The sequence below is a fragment of the Streptomyces musisoli genome (genome assembly GCF_016741855.1).
Lineage (GTDB): Bacteria > Actinomycetota > Actinomycetes > Streptomycetales > Streptomycetaceae > Streptomyces > Streptomyces musisoli.
In genome coordinates, this window is record NZ_JAERRH010000012.1 from 140,079 (window position 1) to 162,006 (window position 21,928).

At 73.4% G+C, this 21,928-nt stretch carries 12 protein-coding genes; 4 read left to right on the top strand and 8 right to left on the bottom strand.

Features of this window, described 5'->3' with window-relative positions; genetic code table 11:
• Positions 1-521 precede the first annotated feature (521 nt).
• From JK361_RS27870 to JK361_RS27880, 3 genes are all read right to left on the bottom strand, one after another.
• The gene (locus JK361_RS27870; RefSeq protein WP_307787329.1) at positions 522-1,520 is read right to left on the bottom strand and encodes a serine/threonine-protein kinase; all 999 of its coding nucleotides are present in this window, start codon (positions 1,518-1,520) and stop codon (positions 522-524) included.
• A gap of 117 nt (positions 1,521-1,637) precedes the next feature.
• Positions 1,638-4,067, bottom strand: a complete 2,430-nt coding sequence (gene lon / locus JK361_RS27875) for an endopeptidase La (RefSeq protein WP_201822922.1) — start codon at positions 4,065-4,067, stop codon at positions 1,638-1,640.
• Positions 4,068-4,245: 178 nt separating this feature from the next.
• Entirely contained in the window at positions 4,246-5,079 is an 834-nt protein-coding gene (locus JK361_RS27880; protein ID WP_443732167.1) for a rhomboid-like protein, read from the bottom strand.
• 410 nt (positions 5,080-5,489) lie between these two features.
• On the opposite strand from JK361_RS27880, the gene JK361_RS27885 reads away from it, so the two are divergent.
• The 4 genes from JK361_RS27885 to JK361_RS27900 all read left to right on the top strand — a co-directional run bounded on the left by JK361_RS27885 (position 5,490) and on the right by JK361_RS27900 (position 12,262).
• The gene (locus JK361_RS27885) at positions 5,490-6,167 is read left to right on the top strand and encodes a spermidine synthase family protein (RefSeq protein WP_201822926.1); all 678 of its coding nucleotides are present in this window, start codon (positions 5,490-5,492) and stop codon (positions 6,165-6,167) included.
• Positions 6,168-6,279: 112 nt separating this feature from the next.
• Positions 6,280-7,020, top strand: coding sequence for a response regulator transcription factor (locus JK361_RS27890; RefSeq protein ID WP_201822929.1), 741 nt, complete (start codon positions 6,280-6,282; stop codon positions 7,018-7,020).
• Positions 7,017-8,141 carry a HAMP domain-containing sensor histidine kinase gene (locus tag JK361_RS27895; protein ID WP_201822932.1) on the top strand — a complete coding sequence of 375 codons (1,125 nt, stop codon included), beginning with the start codon at positions 7,017-7,019 and terminating at the stop codon, positions 8,139-8,141. Before JK361_RS27890 ends, JK361_RS27895 begins: the two co-directional genes overlap by 4 nt.
• A gap of 302 nt (positions 8,142-8,443) precedes the next feature.
• Positions 8,444-12,262, top strand: a complete 3,819-nt coding sequence (locus tag JK361_RS27900) for a multifunctional oxoglutarate decarboxylase/oxoglutarate dehydrogenase thiamine pyrophosphate-binding subunit/dihydrolipoyllysine-residue succinyltransferase subunit (RefSeq protein WP_201822935.1) — start codon at positions 8,444-8,446, stop codon at positions 12,260-12,262.
• Between the two features lie 165 nt (positions 12,263-12,427).
• Here JK361_RS27900 and fxsT read toward each other — a convergent pair whose 3' ends face one another.
• The 5 genes from fxsT to JK361_RS27925 all read right to left on the bottom strand — a co-directional run bounded on the left by fxsT (position 12,428) and on the right by JK361_RS27925 (position 21,755).
• Positions 12,428-15,430, bottom strand: a complete 3,003-nt coding sequence (gene fxsT, locus JK361_RS27905) for an FxSxx-COOH system tetratricopeptide repeat protein (RefSeq protein ID WP_201822938.1) — start codon at positions 15,428-15,430, stop codon at positions 12,428-12,430.
• 83 nt (positions 15,431-15,513) lie between these two features.
• Positions 15,514-16,845, bottom strand: a complete 1,332-nt coding sequence (locus tag JK361_RS27910; RefSeq protein ID WP_201822941.1) for an aKG-HExxH-type peptide beta-hydroxylase — start codon at positions 16,843-16,845, stop codon at positions 15,514-15,516.
• Complete coding sequence (locus JK361_RS27915) at positions 16,842-17,108, bottom strand: hypothetical protein (protein WP_236053669.1); 267 nt, start codon at positions 17,106-17,108, stop codon at positions 16,842-16,844. Before JK361_RS27915 ends, JK361_RS27910 begins: the two co-directional genes overlap by 4 nt.
• Positions 17,109-17,212: 104 nt before the next feature.
• Complete coding sequence (locus tag JK361_RS27920; RefSeq protein WP_201822944.1) at positions 17,213-20,734, bottom strand: SAV_2336 N-terminal domain-related protein; 3,522 nt, start codon at positions 20,732-20,734, stop codon at positions 17,213-17,215.
• A gap of 7 nt (positions 20,735-20,741) precedes the next feature.
• Positions 20,742-21,755 carry an AAA family ATPase gene (locus JK361_RS27925; protein WP_201822946.1) on the bottom strand — a complete coding sequence of 338 codons (1,014 nt, stop codon included), beginning with the start codon at positions 21,753-21,755 and terminating at the stop codon, positions 20,742-20,744.
• Positions 21,756-21,928: the final 173 nt, after the last annotated feature.

Sequence of the window (21,928 nt, forward strand, 5' to 3'; positions counted from 1 at the left end):
GTATTGCCGCCGTGGTTGCAGTGGTGATGGCACTTGTGCTTGTGGTGGTGTGCCGGGGCACTGGCGACCGAGGCGGGGGCCGCTACCGCGGAGGCTGCCGGAACGATGACTCCCCCGGCGATCGCGGCGGACGCAACCGCCGTGGCGAGGAGCAGACCCCGGCGCTTGGGGCGGGACTCGGACGTCTTGGAGCTACGGAACATGACATTTCTCCTGTTTCCTGGATCGGATCCCATTGAATGTGCTCCCGGAATACGGGGCACTGGGTGGCGGAATTGTTTCCGCCGTACCTCGCGACCTCATTTCCTGTTCGGTGGGGGCCGCACATCCAGTAAGCCCAATCGGCACCCCAAGGGGCACGTTCCGAGAAATCGGGACTTGACGGTTCCGTAAGGACGGGTTAAAAGCGCCGCGCAGGGGGGAGAGTGCCCTGCCCGCCCCCGGCCGCTACCCCTGCCCCTGCCCCTGCCCCTGCCCCTGCCCCTGCCCCTGCCCCTGCCCCTGCCCCTGCCCCTGCCGGGCTAACGGTCCGTCCGGAGGACGGGGTCGGCCCAGGGCGGCGGATCCGGGACCTCGACGCGGTCCCCGTCCGGCTCCGCGCAGGCGGCGCGCACCCGGGGATCCACCAGCGTCGGCGTACGCCCGCGCGGCCCGGCCTCGCCGACGGCACCGCGCAACGCCGCCACGAACTCCAGACAGGTGTCGTAGCGGTCGTCGGGAATCTTCGCCAGCGCCCGGCGCAGGACCTCGTCGACCTCACCCGGGATGTCCGGCCGGTCCTTGCTCAGCGCGGGCGGCGGATCGTACTGGTGGGCCCAGAGCAGCTCCAGGTGGTCCGCCCGCCGGAAGGGCGGGGCGCCCGCGAGGGTCTCGTGGACCACACAGGCGAGGCTGTACTGGTCGGACCTGCCGTCCACCGGGCGTCCCGCGATCCGCTCGGGCGCCACGTAGTCCAGCGTGCCGACGAACTCGCCCGCCGAGGTGAACCCGGTGAGCGACAGGGACTTCTTCGCCAGCCCGAAGTCGGTGAGGTAGACGTGCTCGGGGTGATCGCTGTCGACGCCCTTGCCGACCAGCACGTTGCCGGGTTTGACGTCCCGGTGCACCAGGTCGCGCGCGTGGGCGGCGTCGAGCGCGGAGGCGAGCTGGGAGGCGATGCGCAGCGCGGCCGGCACCGGGAGGGGGCCCTCGCGGTCGAGCAGGGCGCGCAGGTCGAACCCGGCGACGAAGCACATGGCGATGTACAGGATCCCGTCGGCCTCGCCGGCCTCGAAGACGGGCACGATGTTGGGGTGGTCGATGGCGGCGGCCACCCGGGACTCCTGGGCGAACCGGCGGCGGAAGGCGTCGTTGCGCGTGTACTCGGGGGCGAGCAGCTTGAGGGCGACCGTCCGGCCGAGGCGCAGGTCCTTGGCGCAGTAGACGACGGCCATGCCACCGCGGCCGAGTTCGCGCTCGACCCGGTAGCCCGCGATCTCCGTCCCGATCAGACCGGAGGGCCGGCCGTCCTGCCCACTCACGTCCGAATTCTACCGAGTTGCCCCCCGGGCGCGCCCGGCCGGGCAGCGGGACCCGGCATGGCGAAGACCCGGGCCTCCCTCACGGGACCCGGGCCTTCACTCATCCCGCGACGTCCGTCACGCCGCCACGGGGACCTCCGGCGCCGCGCCGTTCGTGGCGGGCGCGAGCGCCAGCTCCAGGACCTGGCGGACGTCGGTCACGGCGTGGACGTCGAGCTTGTCCAGCACCTCGGCCGGGACGTCGTCCAGGTCGGCCTCGTTGCGCTTGGGGATGATCACGGTGGTCACCCCGGCGCGGTGCGCGGCGAGCAGCTTCTGCTTCACGCCGCCGATGGGCAGCACCCGTCCGGTCAGCGAGACCTCGCCGGTCATGGCGACGTCCGTGCGGACCAGGCGGCCGGAGAGCAGCGAGGCGAGGGCCGTGGTCATCGTGATGCCGGCGCTCGGGCCGTCCTTCGGGACCGCGCCCGCGGGGAAGTGGATGTGCACGCCCCGGTCCTTCAGGTCGGCCACCGGCAGCTCCAGTTCGGCGCCGTGGCTGCGCAGGAAGCTCAGCGCGATCTGCGCCGACTCCTTCATCACGTCGCCGAGCTGGCCGGTGAGGGTCAGCCCCGCCGCGCCCGTCTCCGGGTCGGCCAGGGACGCCTCCACGAAGAGCACGTCGCCGCCGGCCCCGGTGACCGCGAGTCCGGTCGCCACACCGGGCACGGCCGTACGGCGCTCGGCCGGGTCCTGGGCGGACTCGGGCACGTGGTGCGGGCGGCCGATCAGCCCGCGCAGGTCCGCTTCCCGGACGGTGAACGGCAGCTCCCTGCGGCCGAGTTCGTGCTGCGCGGCGACCTTGCGCAGCAGCCGTGCGATGGACCGCTCCAGGGTCCGTACGCCCGCTTCGCGGGTGTACTCGCCGGCGAGCTTGCGCAGCGCGCCCTCGTCGATAGTGACCTCGTCCCCGTCCAGGCCGGCCCGCTCCAGCTGGCGCGGGAGCAGGTGGTCCCGGGCGATGACGACCTTCTCGTCCTCGGTGTAGCCGTCCAGGCGGACGATCTCCATCCGGTCGGCGAGTGCCTCCGGGATGGCCTCCAGGACGTTGGCGGTGGCGAGGAAGACCACGTCGGACAGGTCCAGCTCGACCTCCAGGTAGTGGTCCCGGAAGGTGTGGTTCTGCGCCGGGTCCAGGACTTCGAGCAGGGCGGCGGCCGGGTCGCCGCGGAAGTCGGAGCCCACCTTGTCGATCTCGTCCAGCAGGACCACCGGGTTCATCGACCCGGCCTCCTTGACGGCCCGTACGATCCGGCCGGGCAGCGCACCGACGTACGTGCGGCGGTGACCGCGGATCTCCGCCTCGTCGCGGACGCCGCCGAGGGCGACCCGGACGAACTTCCGGCCCATGGCGTGGGCCACGGACTCGCCGAGGCTGGTCTTTCCGACGCCGGGCGGACCGACGAGCGCGAGCACGGCACCGCCGCGCCGTCCGCCGATGACGCCCAGGCCCCGCTCGGAGCGCCGCTTGCGCACGGCCAGGTACTCGGTGATGCGCTCCTTGACGTCCTCCAGGCCCGCGTGCTCGGCGTCGAGGACCGCCCTGGCGCCCTGGATGTCGTACGCGGAAGCGCTGTCATCGGTGCGCTCGTTCCACGGCATCTCCAGGACCGTGTCCAGCCAGGTGCGGATCCAGGAGCCCTCGGGCGACTGGTCGGAGGCGCGCTCCAGCTTGTCGACCTCCTTCAGGGCGGCCTCGCGGACCTTCTCCGGCAGGTCGGCGGCCTCGACGCGGGCGCGGTAGTCGTCGGACTCCTCACCGTCCTGCTCGCCGTTCAGCTCGCGCAGCTCCTTGCGGACCGCCTCCAGCTGACGGCGCAGCAGGAACTCGCGCTGCTGCTTGTCGACGCCCTCCTGGACGTCCTTGGCGATGGTCTCGGCCACGTCCTGCTCGGCGAGGTGGTCGCGCAGCTGCTGGGTGGCGAGCCGGAGGCGGGCCACCGGGTCGGCGGTCTCCAGCAGTTCGACCTTCTGCTCGGTGGTCAGGAAGGGTGAGTAGCCGGAGTTGTCGGCCAGCGCCGAGACGTCGTCGATGGCCTGGACCCGGTCCACGACCTGCCAGGCGCCGCGCTTCTTCAGCCAGGCGGTGGCAAGCGCCTTGTACTCCTTGACCAGCTCCGCCACCTGGCCCGGCAGCGGCTCCGGCACGTCCTCCCCGACACGGGCACCCTCGACCCAGAGCGCGGCGCCCGGTCCGGTGGTGCCGGCGCCGATGCGCACCCGGCTGCGGCCGCGGACCAGAGCCCCGGGGTCACCGTCGGCCAGCCGGCCGACCTGCTCGACCGTGCCGAGGACGCCGGTCTTGGCGTACGTGCCGTCGATGCGCGGCACCAGCAGCACCTTGGGCTTGCCGGGCGCCGACCGGGCGGCGGCCTGTGCGGCCTCCACCGCGGCCCGTACCTCGGCATCGCTCAGGTCCAGCGGAACCACCATGCCGGGCAGCACGACCTCGTCGTCGAGCGGCAGCACGGGCAGGACGAGCGTGAACGCCGTGGACTCAGCAGCCATGATCTCCCCTTAGGCAGTCAACTTGAGCTATGCCGACTCAATGTGTCTGCCGGGCCGATTGTTCCCAGGGGCGTGTTCGCTGTGAGCGATCATCAGATCCGCGCAGGTGAAGGGAGGGGCAGCGCAGGACGGGGGGCGGGTTCCGGAGCGCGTCGCCCCTACGACGTGGGGTGCGCGTTCACCGGGCGGCCGGGGAGGCCGACGCGTACGTGCGCTGCCAGCGGCGTGCCAGCGGCCAGCCGGCGACGCCCAGACCGAGGGCGATGATGTGGCCCCAGTTGGTCATCGGGTCCTGGAAGGCGAACAGGTCGTTCAGCAGCACCCCGCCCATCAGCGCCAGCACGGACAGGCCCAGCCAGGGGCGGAGCAGGCCCGCCAGTGCGCCGACGCTGGTGGCGACGCCGAAGCTGATGCCGTAGTCGAGGCGGTGCAGGGAGGTCTGGGGCAGATGGCCGAACAGGACGGCGAGGCCGACCGGTACCTCGGTGGCGAGGGTCGCGAGGACATGGCCGGCCAGGAAGACGCAGGCGGCCCGCGCCCCGCCCATCCGCCGTTCCAGCGCCGTGAGCACCAGCAGGAACGTCACGGCGTACGGCGATACGACCCCGCCCGCGATCCACAGCGCGCTCGCCGGCAGCACCACCACGGGGGTGCGCACCAGGTGGGCCACGTCCGTGCTGGAGCCCTGGTAGAGGTCGTGCACCAGGCCGGGGTCGGCCAGGGACGCGAACAGGGAGGTGAGGGCGAGGACGGCCGCATAGGCGAAGGTGAACGGGGTGCCGGCCGGAGTGGGCAGCAGACGCCACGGCCGCAGGCCCCGCGCGAGCGGACGCGCCGCGGCCGGCGTGGAAGGACCTGCCATCGCCGGCACGCAAGGGCCGACCACCGCCGGCACGGAAGGGCCTGCCACCGTCGGCACCGAAAGGCCTGCCTCCGCCGCCACGGAAGGGTCTGCCTCCGCCGCCACCTCCGCCGCGGACGGACTCACCCCGGCCGGTACGGACGGACGCACCTCGACCGGCACGGGCGGACTCGCCCCGGCCGGCGCTGACGGACTCGCCCCGGCCGGCGCGGGGGCGGGTGCGGCGGCGCCGCGCTGGCGGGGCACGCCGTCCAGCAGACCGGCGATCGCCGGAGGCGGAACGGCTGCCGTGCCGTCCGGAAGAGGCGTGCCCGGCGGGGGCGTGGACGCGTCCGTCGCAGGGCCCGGCGTGATCCGTTCCACGGTGAGGCGCTCCTTCCGTCGCGCCCCACCCTTCGTGTTCGGCGTGCCCGTGTCTATGACCGACGCCACCCGAGAGCGGATTCACAGCAACCTCTTGCTCCTCACCCGCGTCCGGCTTCCGGGTCCGGAGCCACTCGTCCGTGGGTGTCATGCACAATTCCCGTGAATGCCAAGCCGCGTTCGAGCAGGATGGGTTCATGACTGCCGCGCACGACACCCCCGTGGTCCTGGACCGGCACGACGGCCCCTACGGCGAGGTGGTGCTGCGCAGGCACGGCGCGCTGTTGCAGATCATCGCCAACGGCTGTTTCCTGATGGACACCTCCGACGGCCGCTCGGAAAGACTGCTGGTCGACGCCGCCCGGAACGCGCTGGACGGGCGCCCGGCGCCAGAGGTGCTGATCGGCGGGCTGGGCGTGGGGTTCTCGCTGGCGCACGCCGCGGCCGACCCCCGGTGGGGGCGGATCACCGTGGTGGAACGGGAGCCTGCCGTCATCGGCTGGCACCGGGACGGACCGCTGGCCGGGGTGTCCGCCGACGCGCTCGCCGACCCGCGCACCACGATCGTGGAAGCGGATCTCGTGACGTACGTCAATGAGACATCGGACACGTTCGACGCCCTGTGCCTCGACATCGACAACGGGCCCGGCTGGACCGTCACGGCGGACAACGACGGCCTCTACGCACCGGCCGGACTCGCCGCGTGCGCGCGGGTGTTGAGACCCGGCGGGGTGCTCGCGGTGTGGTCGGCGCAACCCTCTGCGGATTTCGAAGGAACCTTGCGGAATGCCGGATTCCAGCAGGTGCGTACCGAAGAGGTCCCCGTTGCCCGGGGCGTTCCCGACGTCGTCCACCTCGCCGTCCGACCTGGATAGCGACAGCGCGGTGAGTCCCCGTAATGTGCTGCCCTGACGCGGATCATTCAAGCGTCAAACGCAGACATGGGATCACCCCACGGATTCCGGAAAGCAACAACAGGGGCGGGCGATGGAGCAGACACACACCTCCCAGAGCGGCGCGGCGACGACCACCCCGGGCGCGCAGCGCCGGGTGCTGGTCGTCGAGGACGACCCGACGATCGTCGACGCCATCGCGGCCCGGCTCCGCGCCGAGGGATTTCTCGTGCAAACCGCGGGCGACGGTCCGGCCGCGGTCGACACGGCCGAGGCATGGCAGCCCGACCTGCTGATCCTCGACATCATGCTGCCCGGCTTCGACGGCCTGGAGGTCTGCCGCCGCGTGCAGGCCCAGCGCCCGGTGCCGGTGCTGATGCTCACCGCGCGCGACGACGAGACCGACATGCTGGTCGGGCTCGGGGTCGGCGCCGACGACTACATGACCAAGCCGTTCTCGATGCGGGAGCTGGCGGCACGGGTGCACGTGCTGCTGCGCCGCGTGGAGCGGGCGGCCATCGCCGCCTCCACGCCCCGCTCCGGGATCCTGCGCCTCGGTGAGCTGGAGATCGACCACGCTCAGCGCCGGGTGCGGGTGAAGGCCGAGGACGTCCACCTGACGCCCACCGAGTTCGACCTGCTGGTGTGCCTGGCGAACACCCCGCGCGCGGTGCTCTCCCGGGAGCAGCTGCTGGCCGAGGTGTGGGACTGGGCGGACGCCTCCGGCACCCGCACGGTCGACAGCCACATCAAGGCGCTGCGCCGGAAGATCGGCGCCGAGCGGATCCGCACCGTGCACGGTGTGGGTTACGCGCTGGAGACACCGACACCGTGAGCGGCGGCGGGCGCCAGGCCGCACGGAGGAGCCCCGGGACCCTCGGCGAGGAACCCTGGGGCGGCGTACGCCCGTTCTCGATCAAGACCAAGCTGGGCGCTCTGGTCGTCATCGCGGTGCTGATCACGACCGGACTGTCCATCGTCGCGGTGCACACCAAGACGGAGCTGCGCTTCATCACGGTCTTCTCGATGATCGCCACACTGCTGATCACGCAGTTCGTGGCCCATTCGCTCACCATGCCGCTGGACGAGATGAACACGGTGGCCCGCTCCATCTCCCAGGGCGACTACACGCGCCGGGTGAAGGAGAACCGCCGGGACGAACTCGGCGACCTGGCCCAGACGATCAACGTCATGGCCGACGAGCTGGAGGCCCAGGACAACCAGCGCAAGGAGCTGGTGGCGAACGTCTCGCACGAGCTGCGCACCCCGATCGCGGGCCTGCGCGCGGTGCTGGAGAACATCGTCGACGGGGTCACCGAGGCCGACCCGGAGACCATGCGGACGGCCCTGAAGCAGACCGAGCGGCTGGGCCGCCTGGTCGAGACCCTGCTGGACCTGTCCCGGCTGGACAACGGCGTCGTACCCCTGAAGATGCGCCGGTTCGAGGTGTGGCCGTACCTGTCGGGCGTGCTGAAGGAGGCCAACATGGTCGCCTCCGCGCGCGCCGGCATCGCCTCCGGCTCCGGCAGCCACACCCGTACGGACGTCCATCTGCACCTCGACGTCTCGCCGCCGGAGCTGACCGCGCACGCGGACCCCGAGCGCATCCACCAGGTCGTCGCCAACCTGATCGACAACGCGGTCAAGCACAGCCCGCCGCACGGCCGGGTGACGGTGAAGGCGCGGCGCGGCCCGCAGCCGGAGTCGCTGGCGCTGGAGGTCCTGGACGAGGGGCCCGGCATTCCCCGGTCGGAGTGGCACCGGGTGTTCGAGCGGTTCAACCGCGGGGCGGCGACCCGGCCGCACGGGCCGGGCAGCGACGGCGGCACGGGGCTGGGGCTGGCCATCGCCCGGTGGGCGGTGGATCTGCACGGCGGCCGGATCGGTGTGGCCGAATCCGAGCGGGGCTGCCGGATCATCGTCACTCTTCCGGGACTGACTTCCGTCCCGAGTTGACGTAGGGTCCGAACCGGAAGCACAAGATCCACGAGGGTCGCTGCCGTTCCGTGCAGCTGGACACGTGTGATCAGGGGAAGGCCCGCGCCATGCGTCGGACGAGGACGCGCCGGGTCCGGGCCGGTGCACCCTCCCACATGCGGAACCACGCTTGTTTCCCGCCATATCAAGCCCTGAAACAAGATTTTTGATGTGACTTACGCGACGATGAACGGGCCCGACCTGACCTTCGCGGTCTTGGAGGCGTAGCCTTTATTCCCGCTGTCCATCACCTTGTGAAGCGGAAGAGGGCGGTTGCCGCCGTGTCGCCACAGTCCCCCAGTAACTCGAGCATCTCCACCGACGACCAAGCCGGGAAGAACCCCGCTGCCGCGTTCGGTCCGAACGAGTGGCTCGTCGACGAGATCTATCAGCAGTACCTCCAGGACCCGAATTCGGTAGACCGTGCCTGGTGGGACTTCTTCGCCGATTACAAGCCGGGTGCTCCTGCCACCCCGGCTCCGGCGGGTACTGCGGCCGCGGGGGCCGCAGAGACCACTCCCACGGCCCCGCAGGCCAAGCCCGCGGCCCCGGCCCCCCAGGCCGCCGCCCCGGCTCCCGCGGCCCCGAAGCCCGCCGCCGCTCAGGCACCGGCTCCGGCTCCGGCTCCCGCTCCCGCGGCGAAGGCCGCCCCCGCCCCGGCCAAGCCGGCGCAGCCCGCACAGGCGCCCGCTCAGCCCAAGGCGAAGGCCGCTCCCGCCACGGAGGCCCCCGACGGTCCCGAGTACGTGACGCTGCGTGGTCCGTCCGCGGCCGTCGCGAAGAACATGAACGCCTCGCTGGAGCTGCCGACCGCCACCTCGGTCCGCGCGGTCCCGGTGAAGCTGCTGTTCGACAACCGGATCGTCATCAACAACCACCTGAAGCGCGCCCGGGGCGGGAAGATCTCCTTCACGCACCTGATCGGCTTCGCGATGGTGCAGGCCATCAAGGCCATGCCGGCGATGAATTACGCGTTCGGCGAGAAGGACGGCAAGCCGACCCTCGTCAAGCCGCCGCACGTCAACCTCGGCCTGGCCATCGACCTGGTCAAGCCGAACGGTGACCGCCAGCTCGTCGTGGCCGCCATCAAGAAGGCCGAGACGCTGAACTTCTTCGAGTTCTGGCAGGCCTACGAGGACATCGTCCGCCGCGCCCGCGAGGGCAAGCTGACGATGGACGACTTCACCGGTGTCACGGTCTCCCTGACCAACCCCGGCGGCCTCGGCACCGTGCACTCCGTGCCGCGCCTGATGCCCGGCCAGTCCGTGATCATGGGCGTCGGCTCCATGGACTACCCGGCGGAGTTCCAGGGCACCAGCCAGGACACCCTGAACAAGCTCGGCATCTCGAAGGTCATGACGCTCACGTCGACCTACGACCACCGGGTGATCCAGGGCGCCGCCTCCGGCGAGTTCCTGCGCCAGGTCGCGAACCTGCTGCTCGGCGAGAACGGCTTCTACGACGAGATCTTCGAGGCGCTGCGCATCCCCTACGAGCCGGTCCGCTGGCTCAAGGACATCGACGCCTCCCACGACGACGACGTCACCAAGGCCGCCCGCGTCTTCGAGCTGATCCACTCCTACCGGGTCCGCGGCCACGTCATGGCCGACACCGACCCGCTGGAGTACCGCCAGCGCAAGCACCCCGACCTGGACATCGTCGAGCACGGCCTCACCCTGTGGGACCTGGAGCGCGAGTTCGCCGTCGGCGGCTTCGCCGGCAAGTCGATGATGAAGCTGCGCGACATCCTCGGCGTGCTCCGCGACTCGTACTGCCGCACCACCGGCATCGAGTTCATGCACATCCAGGATCCCAAGCAGCGCAAGTGGATCCAGGACCGCGTGGAGCGCCCGCACTCCAAGCCGGAGCGTGAGGAGCAGCTGCGCATCCTGCGCCGGCTGAACGCGGCGGAGGCCTTCGAGACCTTCCTCCAGACCAAGTACGTCGGCCAGAAGCGCTTCTCGCTGGAGGGCGGCGAGTCCGTCATCCCGCTGCTCGACGCGGTGATCGACTCCGCGGCCGAGTCCCGCCTGGACGAGGTCGTCATCGGCATGGCCCACCGCGGCCGCCTGAACGTGCTGGCGAACATCGTCGGCAAGTCGTACGCGCAGATCTTCCGCGAGTTCGAGGGCAACCTCGACCCGAAGTCGATGCACGGCTCCGGCGACGTGAAGTACCACCTGGGCGCCGAGGGCACCTTCACCGGCCTGGACGGCGAGCAGATCAAGGTCTCGCTGGTCGCCAACCCGTCGCACCTGGAGGCGGTCGACCCGGTCCTGGAGGGCGTCGCCCGCGCCAAGCAGGACATCATCAACAAGGGCGGCACGGACTTCACGGTCCTGCCGGTGGCGATCCACGGCGACGCGGCCTTCGCGGGCCAGGGCGTGGTGGCCGAGACCCTGAACATGTCGCAGCTGCGCGGCTACCGCACCGGCGGCACGGTCCACATCGTCATCAACAACCAGGTCGGCTTCACCGCGGCCCCCGAGTCCTCGCGTTCCTCCATGTACGCGACGGACGTGGCCCGCATGATCGAGGCCCCGATCTTCCACGTGAACGGCGACGACCCCGAGGCCGTCGTGCGCGTCGCCCGTCTGGCCTTCGAGTTCCGCCAGGCGTTCAACAAGGACGTGGTGATCGACCTCATCTGCTACCGCCGCCGCGGTCACAACGAGTCGGACAACCCGGCCTTCACCCAGCCGCTGATGTACGACCTGATCGACAAGAAGCGCTCGGTGCGCAAGCTCTACACCGAGTCCCTGATCGGTCGCGGCGACATCACCCTGGAAGAGGCCGAGCAGGCCCTCCAGGACTACCAGGGCCAGCTGGAGAAGGTCTTTACCGAGGTCCGCGAGGCCACCTCGCAGCCGGCCGCCGGTGACGCCCAGGCCCCGCAGGACGGCTTCCCGGTCGCGGTCCCGACCGCGATCTCCGCGGAGGTCGTCAAGCGGATCGCCGAGTCCCAGGTCACCGTGCCCGACCACATCACCGTCCACCCGCGTCTCCAGCCGCAGCTCCAGCGCCGTGCGGCGATGGTCGAGGACGGCACGATCGACTGGGGCATGGGCGAGACCCTCGCCGTCGGCTCCCTGCTGCTCGAGGGCACCCCGGTCCGCCTGGCGGGCCAGGACTCCCAGCGCGGCACCTTCGGCCAGCGCCATGCGGTGCTGATCGACCGGGAGACCGGCGAGGAGTACACCCCGCTCCAGTACCTCTCCGAGGACCAGGCGCGGCTGACCGTCTACAACTCCCTGCTGTCCGAGTACGCGGCGATGGGCTTCGAGTACGGCTACTCGCTGGCCCGCCCCGACGCGCTCGTGATGTGGGAGGCGCAGTTCGGCGACTTCGTCAACGGTGCCCAGACGGTCGTGGACGAGTTCATCTCCTCGGCCGAGCAGAAGTGGGGCCAGACCTCCGGCGTCACCCTGCTGCTGCCGCACGGCTACGAGGGCCAGGGCCCGGACCACTCCTCGGCCCGCCCGGAGCGGTTCCTCCAGCTGTGCGCGCAGAACAACATGACGGTCGCGATGCCGACCTCGCCGTCGAACTACTTCCACCTCCTGCGGTGGCAGGTGCACAACCCGCACCACAAGCCGCTGGTCGTCTTCACGCCGAAGTCGATGCTGCGCCTGAAGGCCGCCGCTTCGAAGGCGGAGGAGTTCACGAGCGGCGAGTTCCGCCCGGTCATCGGTGACAGCACGGTCGACCCGGCCGCGGTCCGCAAGGTCGTCTTCTGCGCCGGCAAGGTCTACTACGACCTGGAGGCCGAGCGGCAGAAGCGCGGCGCCACGGACACGGCGATCATCCGCATCGAGCGCCTGTACCCGCTGCCGGGTGACGAGCTCCAGGCGGAGGTCAACAAGTACCCGAACGCCGAGAAGTACCTGTGGACGCAGGAGGAGCCGGCGAACCAGGGTGCCTGGCCGTTCATCGCGCTCAACCTGATCGACCACCTGGACCTGGCGGTCGGCGCGGACATCCCGGCCGGCGAGCGGCTGCGGCGCATCTCGCGTCCGCACGGCTCGTCCCCGGCGGTGGGCTCCGCGAAGCGTCACCAGGCCGAGCAGGAGCAGCTGGTGCGTGAGGTCTTCGAGGCGTAGGCCTCCGGCGGTTTGGCCGAACACCAGGGCCCGGTGCCGAGTTCCGACTCGGTGCCGGGCCCTTCGCCTACCCGGGAGCGGCCCGGTGCCGTGCGCGAGTGCGGGTGCGTGGCGGCTGGTCGCGCGGTTCCCCGCGCCCCTGAGGGCAGTCCCTTGCGGGGCGCTTCAGCCCAGGTATGCCTCGAAGTCCCAGTACGGGCGGACCCGTTGGCGGGCCGAGAGGGTGTGCGGGTGCTGGGCGCCCAGCGTGCGGGTGAGGGCCAGCAGGGCGTCCTCCTCCAGCTTGCCGGCCTCCTCCTGCTCGTGGGCCGCCCGCAGATCCGCGGCGAGCGCCACCTGACCGGACAGCGTGAGCGGATGCTCGTGCCCCAGCATGTGCCGGGACCGGCGCAGGGTCTCCCGGCTCAGCTCCACCGCGTCGTCGATCCGGCCGTTGAAGTTGCGCGCGCCGGCCGCGTTGAGGGCGCAGCCCAGGACCCAGGGGTGGTCCGCGCCGAGCGTCGCGGTGAGACCGGCGAGCGCCGACTCGAACATCGACAGCGCCTCGGCCCGCTCGCCCGCGGACTGCATCACCAGCCCCGTGTTGGAGAGCATGCCGGTGGCCACGGGGTGTGCGGGGCCGAGCAGTGTCCGGTAGCCCGACTCCGCCTCGTCGATGAGGTCGCGGGCCTGGCTGAGGTCGCCGTGTTCGCGCAGGAAGTTGCCGTAGTTGGTGAGGAACGCGAGGGTGCGGTAGTGCTCGCGGCCGTGCAGCTGGATCAGCTGGTCCAGCAGGCTGGCCATGGACGGTCCGACGTCCGGCGCGTGCCCGCCCTCGCGGCGCCGGCACATGGCCAGCTGGGAGCGGGCTTCCAGGGTCTGCGGGTGCTGCGGGCCGAGCACCTGCACATGGAGCCGCACGACCGGTTCCTGCCGGGCCAGCGCCTCCCGGTAGCGGCCGAGCAGCCGGAGGCTGTGGGTGACCGCGTTGCCGGAGTGCAGGGTGTTGATGTGCCGGGCCCGCAGCACGCTCTCGCCGCGCGCCAGGGTCTCCAGGTCGAGGTCCAGCGCCTCGGCGTACCGGCCCAGCATGCGCAGGGTGACGGCGAGGTTGTGCCGGGCGACCAGGGTGGGGGGCTCGTCCTGGCCGAGAAGCCGCTCGTTGCCGTCGAGGACCTCGCGCTGGAGGTCGTACGCCTCCTGGTAGCGGCCCAGGGAGCGCAGGCCGGACGCGATGGCGCTCTTGCTGAGCAGTTCGCCGATCTCGTTGCGCCGGGGGGCGGCCCGCAGCTGTTTCAGCACGCCACGGTGCAGCTCGTACAGCTCGCGGAACCGGCCGCTGTTGCGCAGCATGTTGCCCTCCTGGGTGGCCAGGTCGAGCATCGGCTGGTCGATCGGGTCCATGAAGCGGGTCCACTGCTCGCGCACCTGCTGGGCCAGTTCCAGACCGCCGCTGTACTCGCCGCTGCGGGTGCAGTACCGCAGGCAGTTCAGGACCAGCTCCTGCACGCGTGGCTGGCGGCTCTCCAGGGCGCCGGAGGGCTGGAGGTGGGGCAGCAGTTCGGCGTAGCGCGGCCAGTTGCGGCTGTCGGCGGGGTTGCCCGGGTCGGCCTCGGCGAGCAGGGTGCGCACCGCCCGCCGGTGCAGGTCGCCGCCCGTGTCGCCGGTCAGCTTGGAGACGATGTCGTGGACCAGGCGGTGCATGTGCACCGACTCCTGGTGGGGGCCGGCCTCGGCGGCGAGCGGCCCGCGGGTCTCCCGGGTGAGCACCGAGTAGTTGACCAGGGTGTCCAGGGCCCGGGTCCAGGCAGGCAGGTCGGCGGACATCCAGCGCAGTTCCTCGGGCAGCTCGGCGCGCGGGTAGGCGCGGATGAGGCCGAGCGGGATGCGGCCGGGGGCGAAGGAGGTGCACAGGCCGAGCACGTCGATGGCCTGGGGCTGGGAGCGGCGCAGCCGGTTGAGCAGTATGGCCCAGGAGGTGAGGGAGGACTGCGGGAAGCCCTCGCCGGTGACGGGCTCGTCGACGGTGGACAGCCGCCGTTCGCGGACCATCCGCAGGTACTCGTCCACCTCCATGCCGGACTCGCCGAGCCAGGAGGCGGCCTGCACCAGCGGCAGCGGCACGTCGCCGAACTCGGCGGCCACCTCGTCGGCCTCCTGCGCGCTGATGTGCGGGGCGCGGCGCATGAGGTAGCCGGTGGACTCGGGCCGCAGGAACGCGGGGATCTCCAGCACGTCGGTGTGCTCGCTCCAGCCGCGGTTGCGGGAGGTGATCAGGACGTGCCCGGTGCCCTGCGGGAGCAGCGCCGTCACGGCCTCGATGTCGTCCCAGCCGTCGAAGACGAGCAGCCAGTTCGCGTACGGCTCGCCGCGGCGCAGGGCGTTGCGGACCGCGCGGATGCGTTCGCCGGGCTCGCTGCCGATGCGCAGGCCGAGTTCGACGGCGAGTTCGCCGAGGCGGTCGCGCTGGATGGTGCGGTCGTCGCTGTTGACCCACCACACCAGGTCGTAGTCGGTGCTGAAGCGGTGCGCGTACTCGGCGGCCAGCTGTGTCTTGCCGATGCCGGACATGCCGACCAGCGTGCAGGCGGCGGCACCGCGCTCGGCGTCGGCGAGCCGCTGGTGGAGTTCGCCCAGCAGGTCGTCGCGGCCGGTGAAGCGCGGGTTGCGGCGCGGCACCTCGCCCCAGATCTCGCACCGCTCGTCCGGGAAGCGGATCCGGCCCGGGGTCGCGCGCGGGCGGGTGAGCGGCTCCAGGCCGAGCCGGCGCAGCAGGCGCTCCTCGGCGGCCTCCTCGCTCAGCGCCCACAGGCTGGCCGGTTCCAGTACGGCCGTCGCGGGCAGCAGCGGCCGGTTGGTGAGGTTGACCGCGGCGAACCGGTCGGCGTGCGCGGCGACGAAGCCGCGCAGCGCGTCGTTCCACTCGCCCGGCGGGCGCGGGCCCAGCTCGAAGAACCAGTCGTTGAGGACCAGCAGCACCTTGCCGCTGGCCAGCAGCAGATCGCCGAGCGAGTCCTCCAGCGCCACCTCGCGCGGCGGGTCCCAGCGCTGGAGTGTGGCCCGGTGTCCGTGCCGCTCCAGGCACTGCGCGATCCACGCCGCCCACGAGCGGTGGTACCCCGGGAAGACCACGAGGACATGCTCGGGTGCCACCGCGCCGTTCGCGCCCGGCCGCCGCTGTTCCGCCATCGCCGCTCCCTGCTCCCGCCGCGGCTGCCGGCCTCCTGGGCAGTCGCATGCACAACGTAACGCAATAATGCCTCTACGGAGCGTCATCCGGGCGGCCGGACGGCCACCCCGAGGTACGCGTGGTGGTACCCCATCTGCCGGACGAACTCCCGCCCGTACGGGGTCAGTTCATCCGAATCGGTCAGGAGGGACAAGGCCTCGGCGACCTGCTCCCGGCACGTCTCGAACCGTTCGGCGGCGCGCCGCCGCCACACCCAGGCGGGTCCGGTGCGGGCCCGCCACCACAGGTCCAGCAGCGCCAGGTGCGCATAGGCGCCCTGGAGTACGCCGGGGACCGGGCGCGGGTCCCGCCGCCAGCCCACCCGGTGCAGGCTGCCGCCGGGCCGCCACAGCGGGACCATTTCGTCCAGGACGGCCAGCTTGGTGTGGTGCGTCTCGTGCACCAGCAGCTCGGCCAGCTCCCGCCGGTCCGCCGGCAGCTGGGCCAGGACGGCGCCGGGCGCGGTGCGTACGGTGGCGCTGAGCGGCGGTCCGGTGGCCGCGGGCGGTGCGAGCGGGACGACGGCGCGGACGAGCGCGCCGGTCTCGGCGGCGCGGGCGGGGTGGGTCGCGGCCAGCAGGGCGTGCGCGTCCCGCCACCGGGCGGCCCACGCGGCATGGTCGGAGTAGGGGCGCTCGGCCGCGGGCAGCGCCGCCGGTCCGATGCCGCCCGCGGGCACCCGGTGGGGGTCCACGTCGTCGAGTACGGCGGTGCCGCCGGGCAGCGTGTGCAGCGCCGACCAGGCGAGGGCGCCGTCGGCGGTCCAGCGGGTGCCGGGCCCGGCCGGGGCGGAGCCGGGCAACAGCAGGGTCTGGCCCGCGCCGTCGGTGACGCGTACGGCTCCGGCCCGGACGGACAGCCGGACCCGGCCGCGGGCGGAGCGCAGCAGCCCGATGCCGGGCAGCGGCAGGCTGCCGGCCGGCAGCGGGCGGGTGGTGGTGAACCGGCAGCCGGCGCGCAGTGCGGCGGCCACGGCCACCGCGCCCAGGCCGGCGAGGGCCTCCCGGAAGTCCGGGCCGTCGGGCGCGGCGAGCGCCGTGGCCAGCCAGGCGCCGGTCGTCGGGTAGTCGAGTACGGCGCGTACGGCCGGGGCGTCGGTCAGCTCGGCCCGCTCCAGCAGCGCCCAGTCGTCCTCGAAGCGTCGCCGGGTCGCCGCGGGCAGGGTGCCGCGCGCGGTGTCGACCCGGACCAGCAGGGACTTCAGCAGCAGCATCCGCCGGGCGTGCAGGGCGGCGCCGAGGGCCGTGGTGGCCGCGGGCAGCGGCCGGGTGCGGGCCAGGGCGGTGAGGATCGCGGGCGGGACCGGGCCGGAAGCGGGGGCGGCCGGGGCGGGCGGCCGTATGTCTCCCGCGGGTCCGACGGCTGGCGGGGTCATGCCACGGTGTCCTCGCCGGGTAAGGACCGGCGCACGGGACCGGCCGAAAACGCATGCCCGGACCGGCCGGGCGCGATCCCGTCGTCGCCGCCGGTGGTGTACCAGACCCGGCGCAGCCCGTCCGGGTCGGCGAGCACGCCGGCGACCGCGGCGAGCACCTCCGGATCGTCCATGGCACGCAGTGTCCGCAGGTCGACGTCGGTGAGGCCGGGCGGGAACACGGCCTCTGCGGCGTTCTCGCCGAAGCCGGCCCCCCGTGTCATTGGCTCCCCCACCCTCGGCTCCTCCCTGCCCTACGCCCGCCCCGCGCAGCCGCAGTGGCTGCCCACTTCTTCCCGACAGGCCGGAAGCAGAAACCCCGGGTGGTTCAACTCCGGTCAAGTTCGCCGGCGTCGGCCCAGTCCTGGGACCACGGCCACCAGGGCGGGGCCGTGTCCCGCCAGGCCTGCTCGGGCAGCGACCGGGCGTCCGCGGGCGGCGGTTCCCGCTCGGCCCGCCGGGTCAGCTCGACGTCGGTCCAGTCGACCTGGCGCAGCGCCCCGACGAGCCGCTGCCACTGGTCCAGGGCCGCCCGGAACGCGCCGCCCGCCGCACCGGGCCGCCCCATCAGCGCCAGCACCGCCCCGCAGCCGTGCCGGGCGCGGGCGGCCGTCACGGAGCCGGGGTCGCCGCCGTGGGCCGACTCCGCCTCCCGTTCGGCGTTCTCGTACGCCTGAAGCGCCTCCATCAGCACCGGCGCGCCCGCGTGGTACCAGCCCTCCAGCCGCACCCGGCCCAGCTGGAGCCACACCTCGGCCCGTACGGCGGCGTCGGTCGCCGCGCGCACCGCCTGGCCGAGCAGGTGCCGGCTCTCGAACAGGTCGGGCAGGAAGCCGAGGTGGCGGAAGCGCTGGGCGAGGGCGCTGCCGACCAGGCCCTGGAGCCGGCCGCGGTGGGCGGACCGGGCGGGCAGCGACTTCAGTGCCTCGCGCAGCACGTACTCGGCCCGGTCCACCACGCCGGCGCCGGCGCCCGTGGAGGCCCTCCGGAGCAGCGACTCGCCCCAGGCGGTGAGGAGCTGGACGCGCAGGGGGCCGTCGGCGGGGGCGAGCAGCGCGGCCCGCTCGTAGGCCGCGTCGGCCTCCGCGGGCTCCCCGGCGGCGTCGTGGAACGCGGCGAGCGCGGCCAGGGACGGCAGCAGCAGGGCCGGGTCGTCGCCCGCGGCCCGCCGGGCCTCGTGCAGCGCCTGCCGTGTCTCGGCGTCCTCGGCGCCGGCCCCGCGCAGCGCTCGCGCGAGATCGAGCAGCGCGGGCCCGCGCACGGCGTCGGAGGCCCGCTGCCGTGCCAACAGCGTGCATGCTTCGCGCAGTTCGGGTACTGCGGCACCGGGGTGCCGCAGATCGAGCAGGATCCGCCCACGCAGCAGGAGCCGGTCCCGATGGGCGGCCACCTCCCACGGCACACCCGGCGCCGCCCCGGCTCCCCGGCCGGCCGCCCCGCCGGGACCCGCGGACGGCACGGACGCGTGGTCCGGGTACGGATCGCCACCCGGCACGGCAGGGACCGTGCCCCCTGGCACCCCGCCCACGGCCGCCCCGCCGGGACCCGCGGACGGCACGGACGCGTGGTCCGGGTACGGATCGCCACCCGGCACGGCAGGGAGCGTGCGCCCCGACACGCCGTCCACGGGCGTCCCGCCGGCCGGTGCGGTGGCGGTCGGCTCGTTCTCGTCCCCGGCTTCCTCCCCGGCTCCTTCCCCGTCGCCGTCCCCGTCCCGCGCCGCGTCGTTCGGCCGGGCGCGGGCCGCGGCGGTGATCCGGGGCCACGGCGGTGTGCCGGCGTCCAGGGGGCGCAGCGCCTCCGTCAGCTGGTCCGGCTCCGCCGTCAGGCGCCACAACTCGCGTCGACAGGCGGCCAGCTCCAGGGCAGCGTCGGCCCGCTCCCGGCTGTCGGCGGGGGCCGTGGCGTACGCGGCGGCGAGTTCGGTCGCGGCCTCCCGCAGCAGCCCGGCCCGCCGCCCCTGCGTACGCGGGCCCGCCGTGCCGGCCTCCGCGCGCAGCACACGGCCGAGGACCAGGCGGGCCCGGGCCGCGGGCCCGGGATCGTGGACGCCGCCGGTGCCGGCCGTGGCGACGCGGGCCTGCTCCCGGGCCCGGCGCAGCATCTCCGGGTCGGCCAGCTGCCGCCACCGGTCGAGCAGCCGCTCGGCCTCGGTCAGCGGGTCGGGCGTGACCAGGTCCGGCAGATAGAAGCGGAGCACGCGCGCGGGGATGCGGGCGAACAGCTCGGCCTCCACGCTGCCGCCGTCCCGCGGCCCGCCGTCCTCGGCGAGCCGCCCGGTGCCGGCGGCCGGGTCGTGGTCGGCGAGCCGGACCGCGGCCAAGGCGGCGAAGTTGCGGGTCCCCTTGCCGAAGTGCCGTTCCACATAGGCCGAGCAGTGCTTGAGGACGAGGCCGGCGGTGTCCTGGTCGAGGGAGGACAGCAGCAGGTCCTGCATCCGGGGCGAGTAGGCGAAGCAGGGCTGGTCCTCGGTGCCGGGCAGTTGCCGCAGCAGTCCGCCGAGCAGTACCTCGGCCAGTTCCATGGGGCCGGTGTCGGGCAGCATGGCCCGCTGGACCAGCTGCATCACGGGCAGGGTGAGGGGCGCGGCGGCGAGGTAGACGGCCAGCCGGAGGGCGCCGGGCGAGGCGCCGGCCCGGAAGGCGCGCAGCAGGTCGTCGTCGCTGCGCGGCGGCGGGGCGGCGGCCGGTTCCGCGGCTGCCGTACCGGCGTGGGCGATGCCGGCCCAGGCGTGCTCACGGGTCGGTCCGGTGCCGCCGAGCAGCCGGGCGAACGCCTCGAACGCCTCCGGGGTGGGCTGGAGCACGGGCACGGGCCGGGCATCGGACGGCACCTCCTCCCACGGCTCGTCCTCGGGCAGGAAGTCCAGGTGCCCGCCGGTCTCTCCGGCCCGGACCAGCAGCCCGGGCTCGGCGGGCAGCGCGGTACGGCCCCACAGGCGGGGCGGCAGCGGCTGGACCACGGCCAGCGGGGCGGTGCGCGGCCAGCGGTGCAGCAGGCGCTGCGCGATGCCGTTCTGCCACAGCGGACCGACGCAGTCGCTGATGACGAAGGTGAGCCGGCGCCCGCTGGGGTCGTGCAGTTCGTCGACGGGGCGCAGCCGGGTGCGCCGGCCGGGGCCGGCGGTCGTGCCGACCAGGGGGGTGCCGGAGTCGTCGGCGTACAGGTGGTGGACGCGGACGGAGGCGAACGCGCCGGACTGCTGGCAGGCCTGGCGCAGTTCCTCGACCATCTCGCCCCAGACGGCCATGGCGGGGCCGGTGTCCATGAGCAGCTGGACGTCGCAGCGCCGGCGGCGGCCGGGCCGGGTGACGGGGAGCAGGATGCCGCTGGCGGCGGCCCGGTCGGCGGTGGCCGCCTCGTCGATCCGCTCGTCCCGGCCGCGCGGGGAGGCGGTGCGGTAGCGGCCGAGGGCGCGCAGTGCCTTTTGCAGGCCGAGCAGTCCGGGCAGGGCGCCGGCGGCGGGAGCACGGACCGGGAAGGCCGCGGGGGCGTCGCCCTCGGCCCGCCCGCCCGGGACACGGCCCGGGGTGTGCAGCGGGACGGCGGGGGCGAGGGCGTCCGTGGGGGCCGTGGGCGGGGCGCCGGGGCCGGCTGCCGGGGAGGCGCCGGGCGGTGCGGACTCCGGCTGGGGGCCGGGCGCACCGTCCGATGCCGCCGCGGGCGTGCCGGGCGCGCCGTCCGGTGCCGCCGCGGGCGTGCCGGTGCCGGGTGGGCCGGGGTCGTCGCGGGGCGGTGCCGTGCCGAGCCGCCGGGCCAGCCACAGCGCGTCCGCCACGTCCTCGGCGGTCGGCTGGAGCCCGCCCTGGCGCAGCTTGCCGATCAGCTCGTCCAGACGCATCCCCGGCATCCGCCTCTCACCTCGTACGGTCGAGCGGTTGCATCAGCATCTCGGCGATCCGCTCCCGGGTGAGGCCCTGGGCGTGCGGATCGTGCTGGGTGAGGAACAGGGCGTTGAGGAGCTGGTCGGCGGCGAGCACCTCGCCGGGGTCGCGCTCCAGGAACCTGCGGATCAGGTCCGCGCCGGCACCGGCGCCGTCCGTGCCGAGGTGCGCCTCGACCATGGCCGTGAGCTGCTCCTCGCCGGGCGGGTCCAGTTCCAGCTGGACGCAGCGGCGCAACAGCGGGGCGGGGAAGTCGCGTTCGCCGTTGGAGGTCAGCACGATCACCGGGAACGCGGTGCACGCGATACGGCCGCCCTGCACGGCCACCCGGTCGCCGTCGTGCGTGAGCACCTCGACGACGGGCTCCCGGTCCGCCAGCCGTTCCAGCTCGGGGATCGAGAACTCGCCCTCCTCCAGGGTGTTCAGCAGGTCGTTGGGCAGGTCGAGGTCGCTCTTGTCCAGCTCGTCGATAAGCAGCACGCGGGGCTGCCCGGCGGGCAGGAGCGCGGTGCCGAGCGGCCCGAGCCGGATGTAGGAGCCGATGCCGGAGGCAGCGGCGGCGCCGTCGTCCCCGCGGGCGCGTTCCAGCTGGACGTCCTGGAGCCGGGCTATGGCGTCGTACCGGTACAGCCCGTCCTGGAGGGTGGTGCGGCTGACGATGGGCCAGCGCAGCACCTTGCCCAGACCGAGTTCGTGGGCGATGGCGTACGCCAGGGTCGACTTGCCCGTCCCCGGATTGCCGGTCACCAGCAGGGGCCGGCGCAGATAGAGGGCGGCGTTGACCGCGTCCACCTCCGCGGGGCGAGGGGCGTAGTTCTCGACCATGCGGCGGCGCACGCCGAGCCGGCGGGCGCTGCTGGGGTCCTCGGGGCCGCTGTCCGCGCCGTCCCGGGAGGCGGCGAAGTCGCGCCAGGGCGGTGGCGCCGGCAACCGCCGCATGCCGTCGTGCGGCTGACCCACTCCGCGGTAGATCCGCCAGTCGTTCACCTTGGGCTCCTCCCGGCTCTGGTGATCATTCAGCGGGCCACGGCCGTCCGACGTACGAGGCTACCGCCCGCCGCCCGTGCCCGCCGACGTTCGCGGCGCCCGGTGCCCCGCCCGTCTTCCCGTGAACATCCGTACGACTCCGCGAAGTTGACGGAGCGTCCACCGGAAGCGGC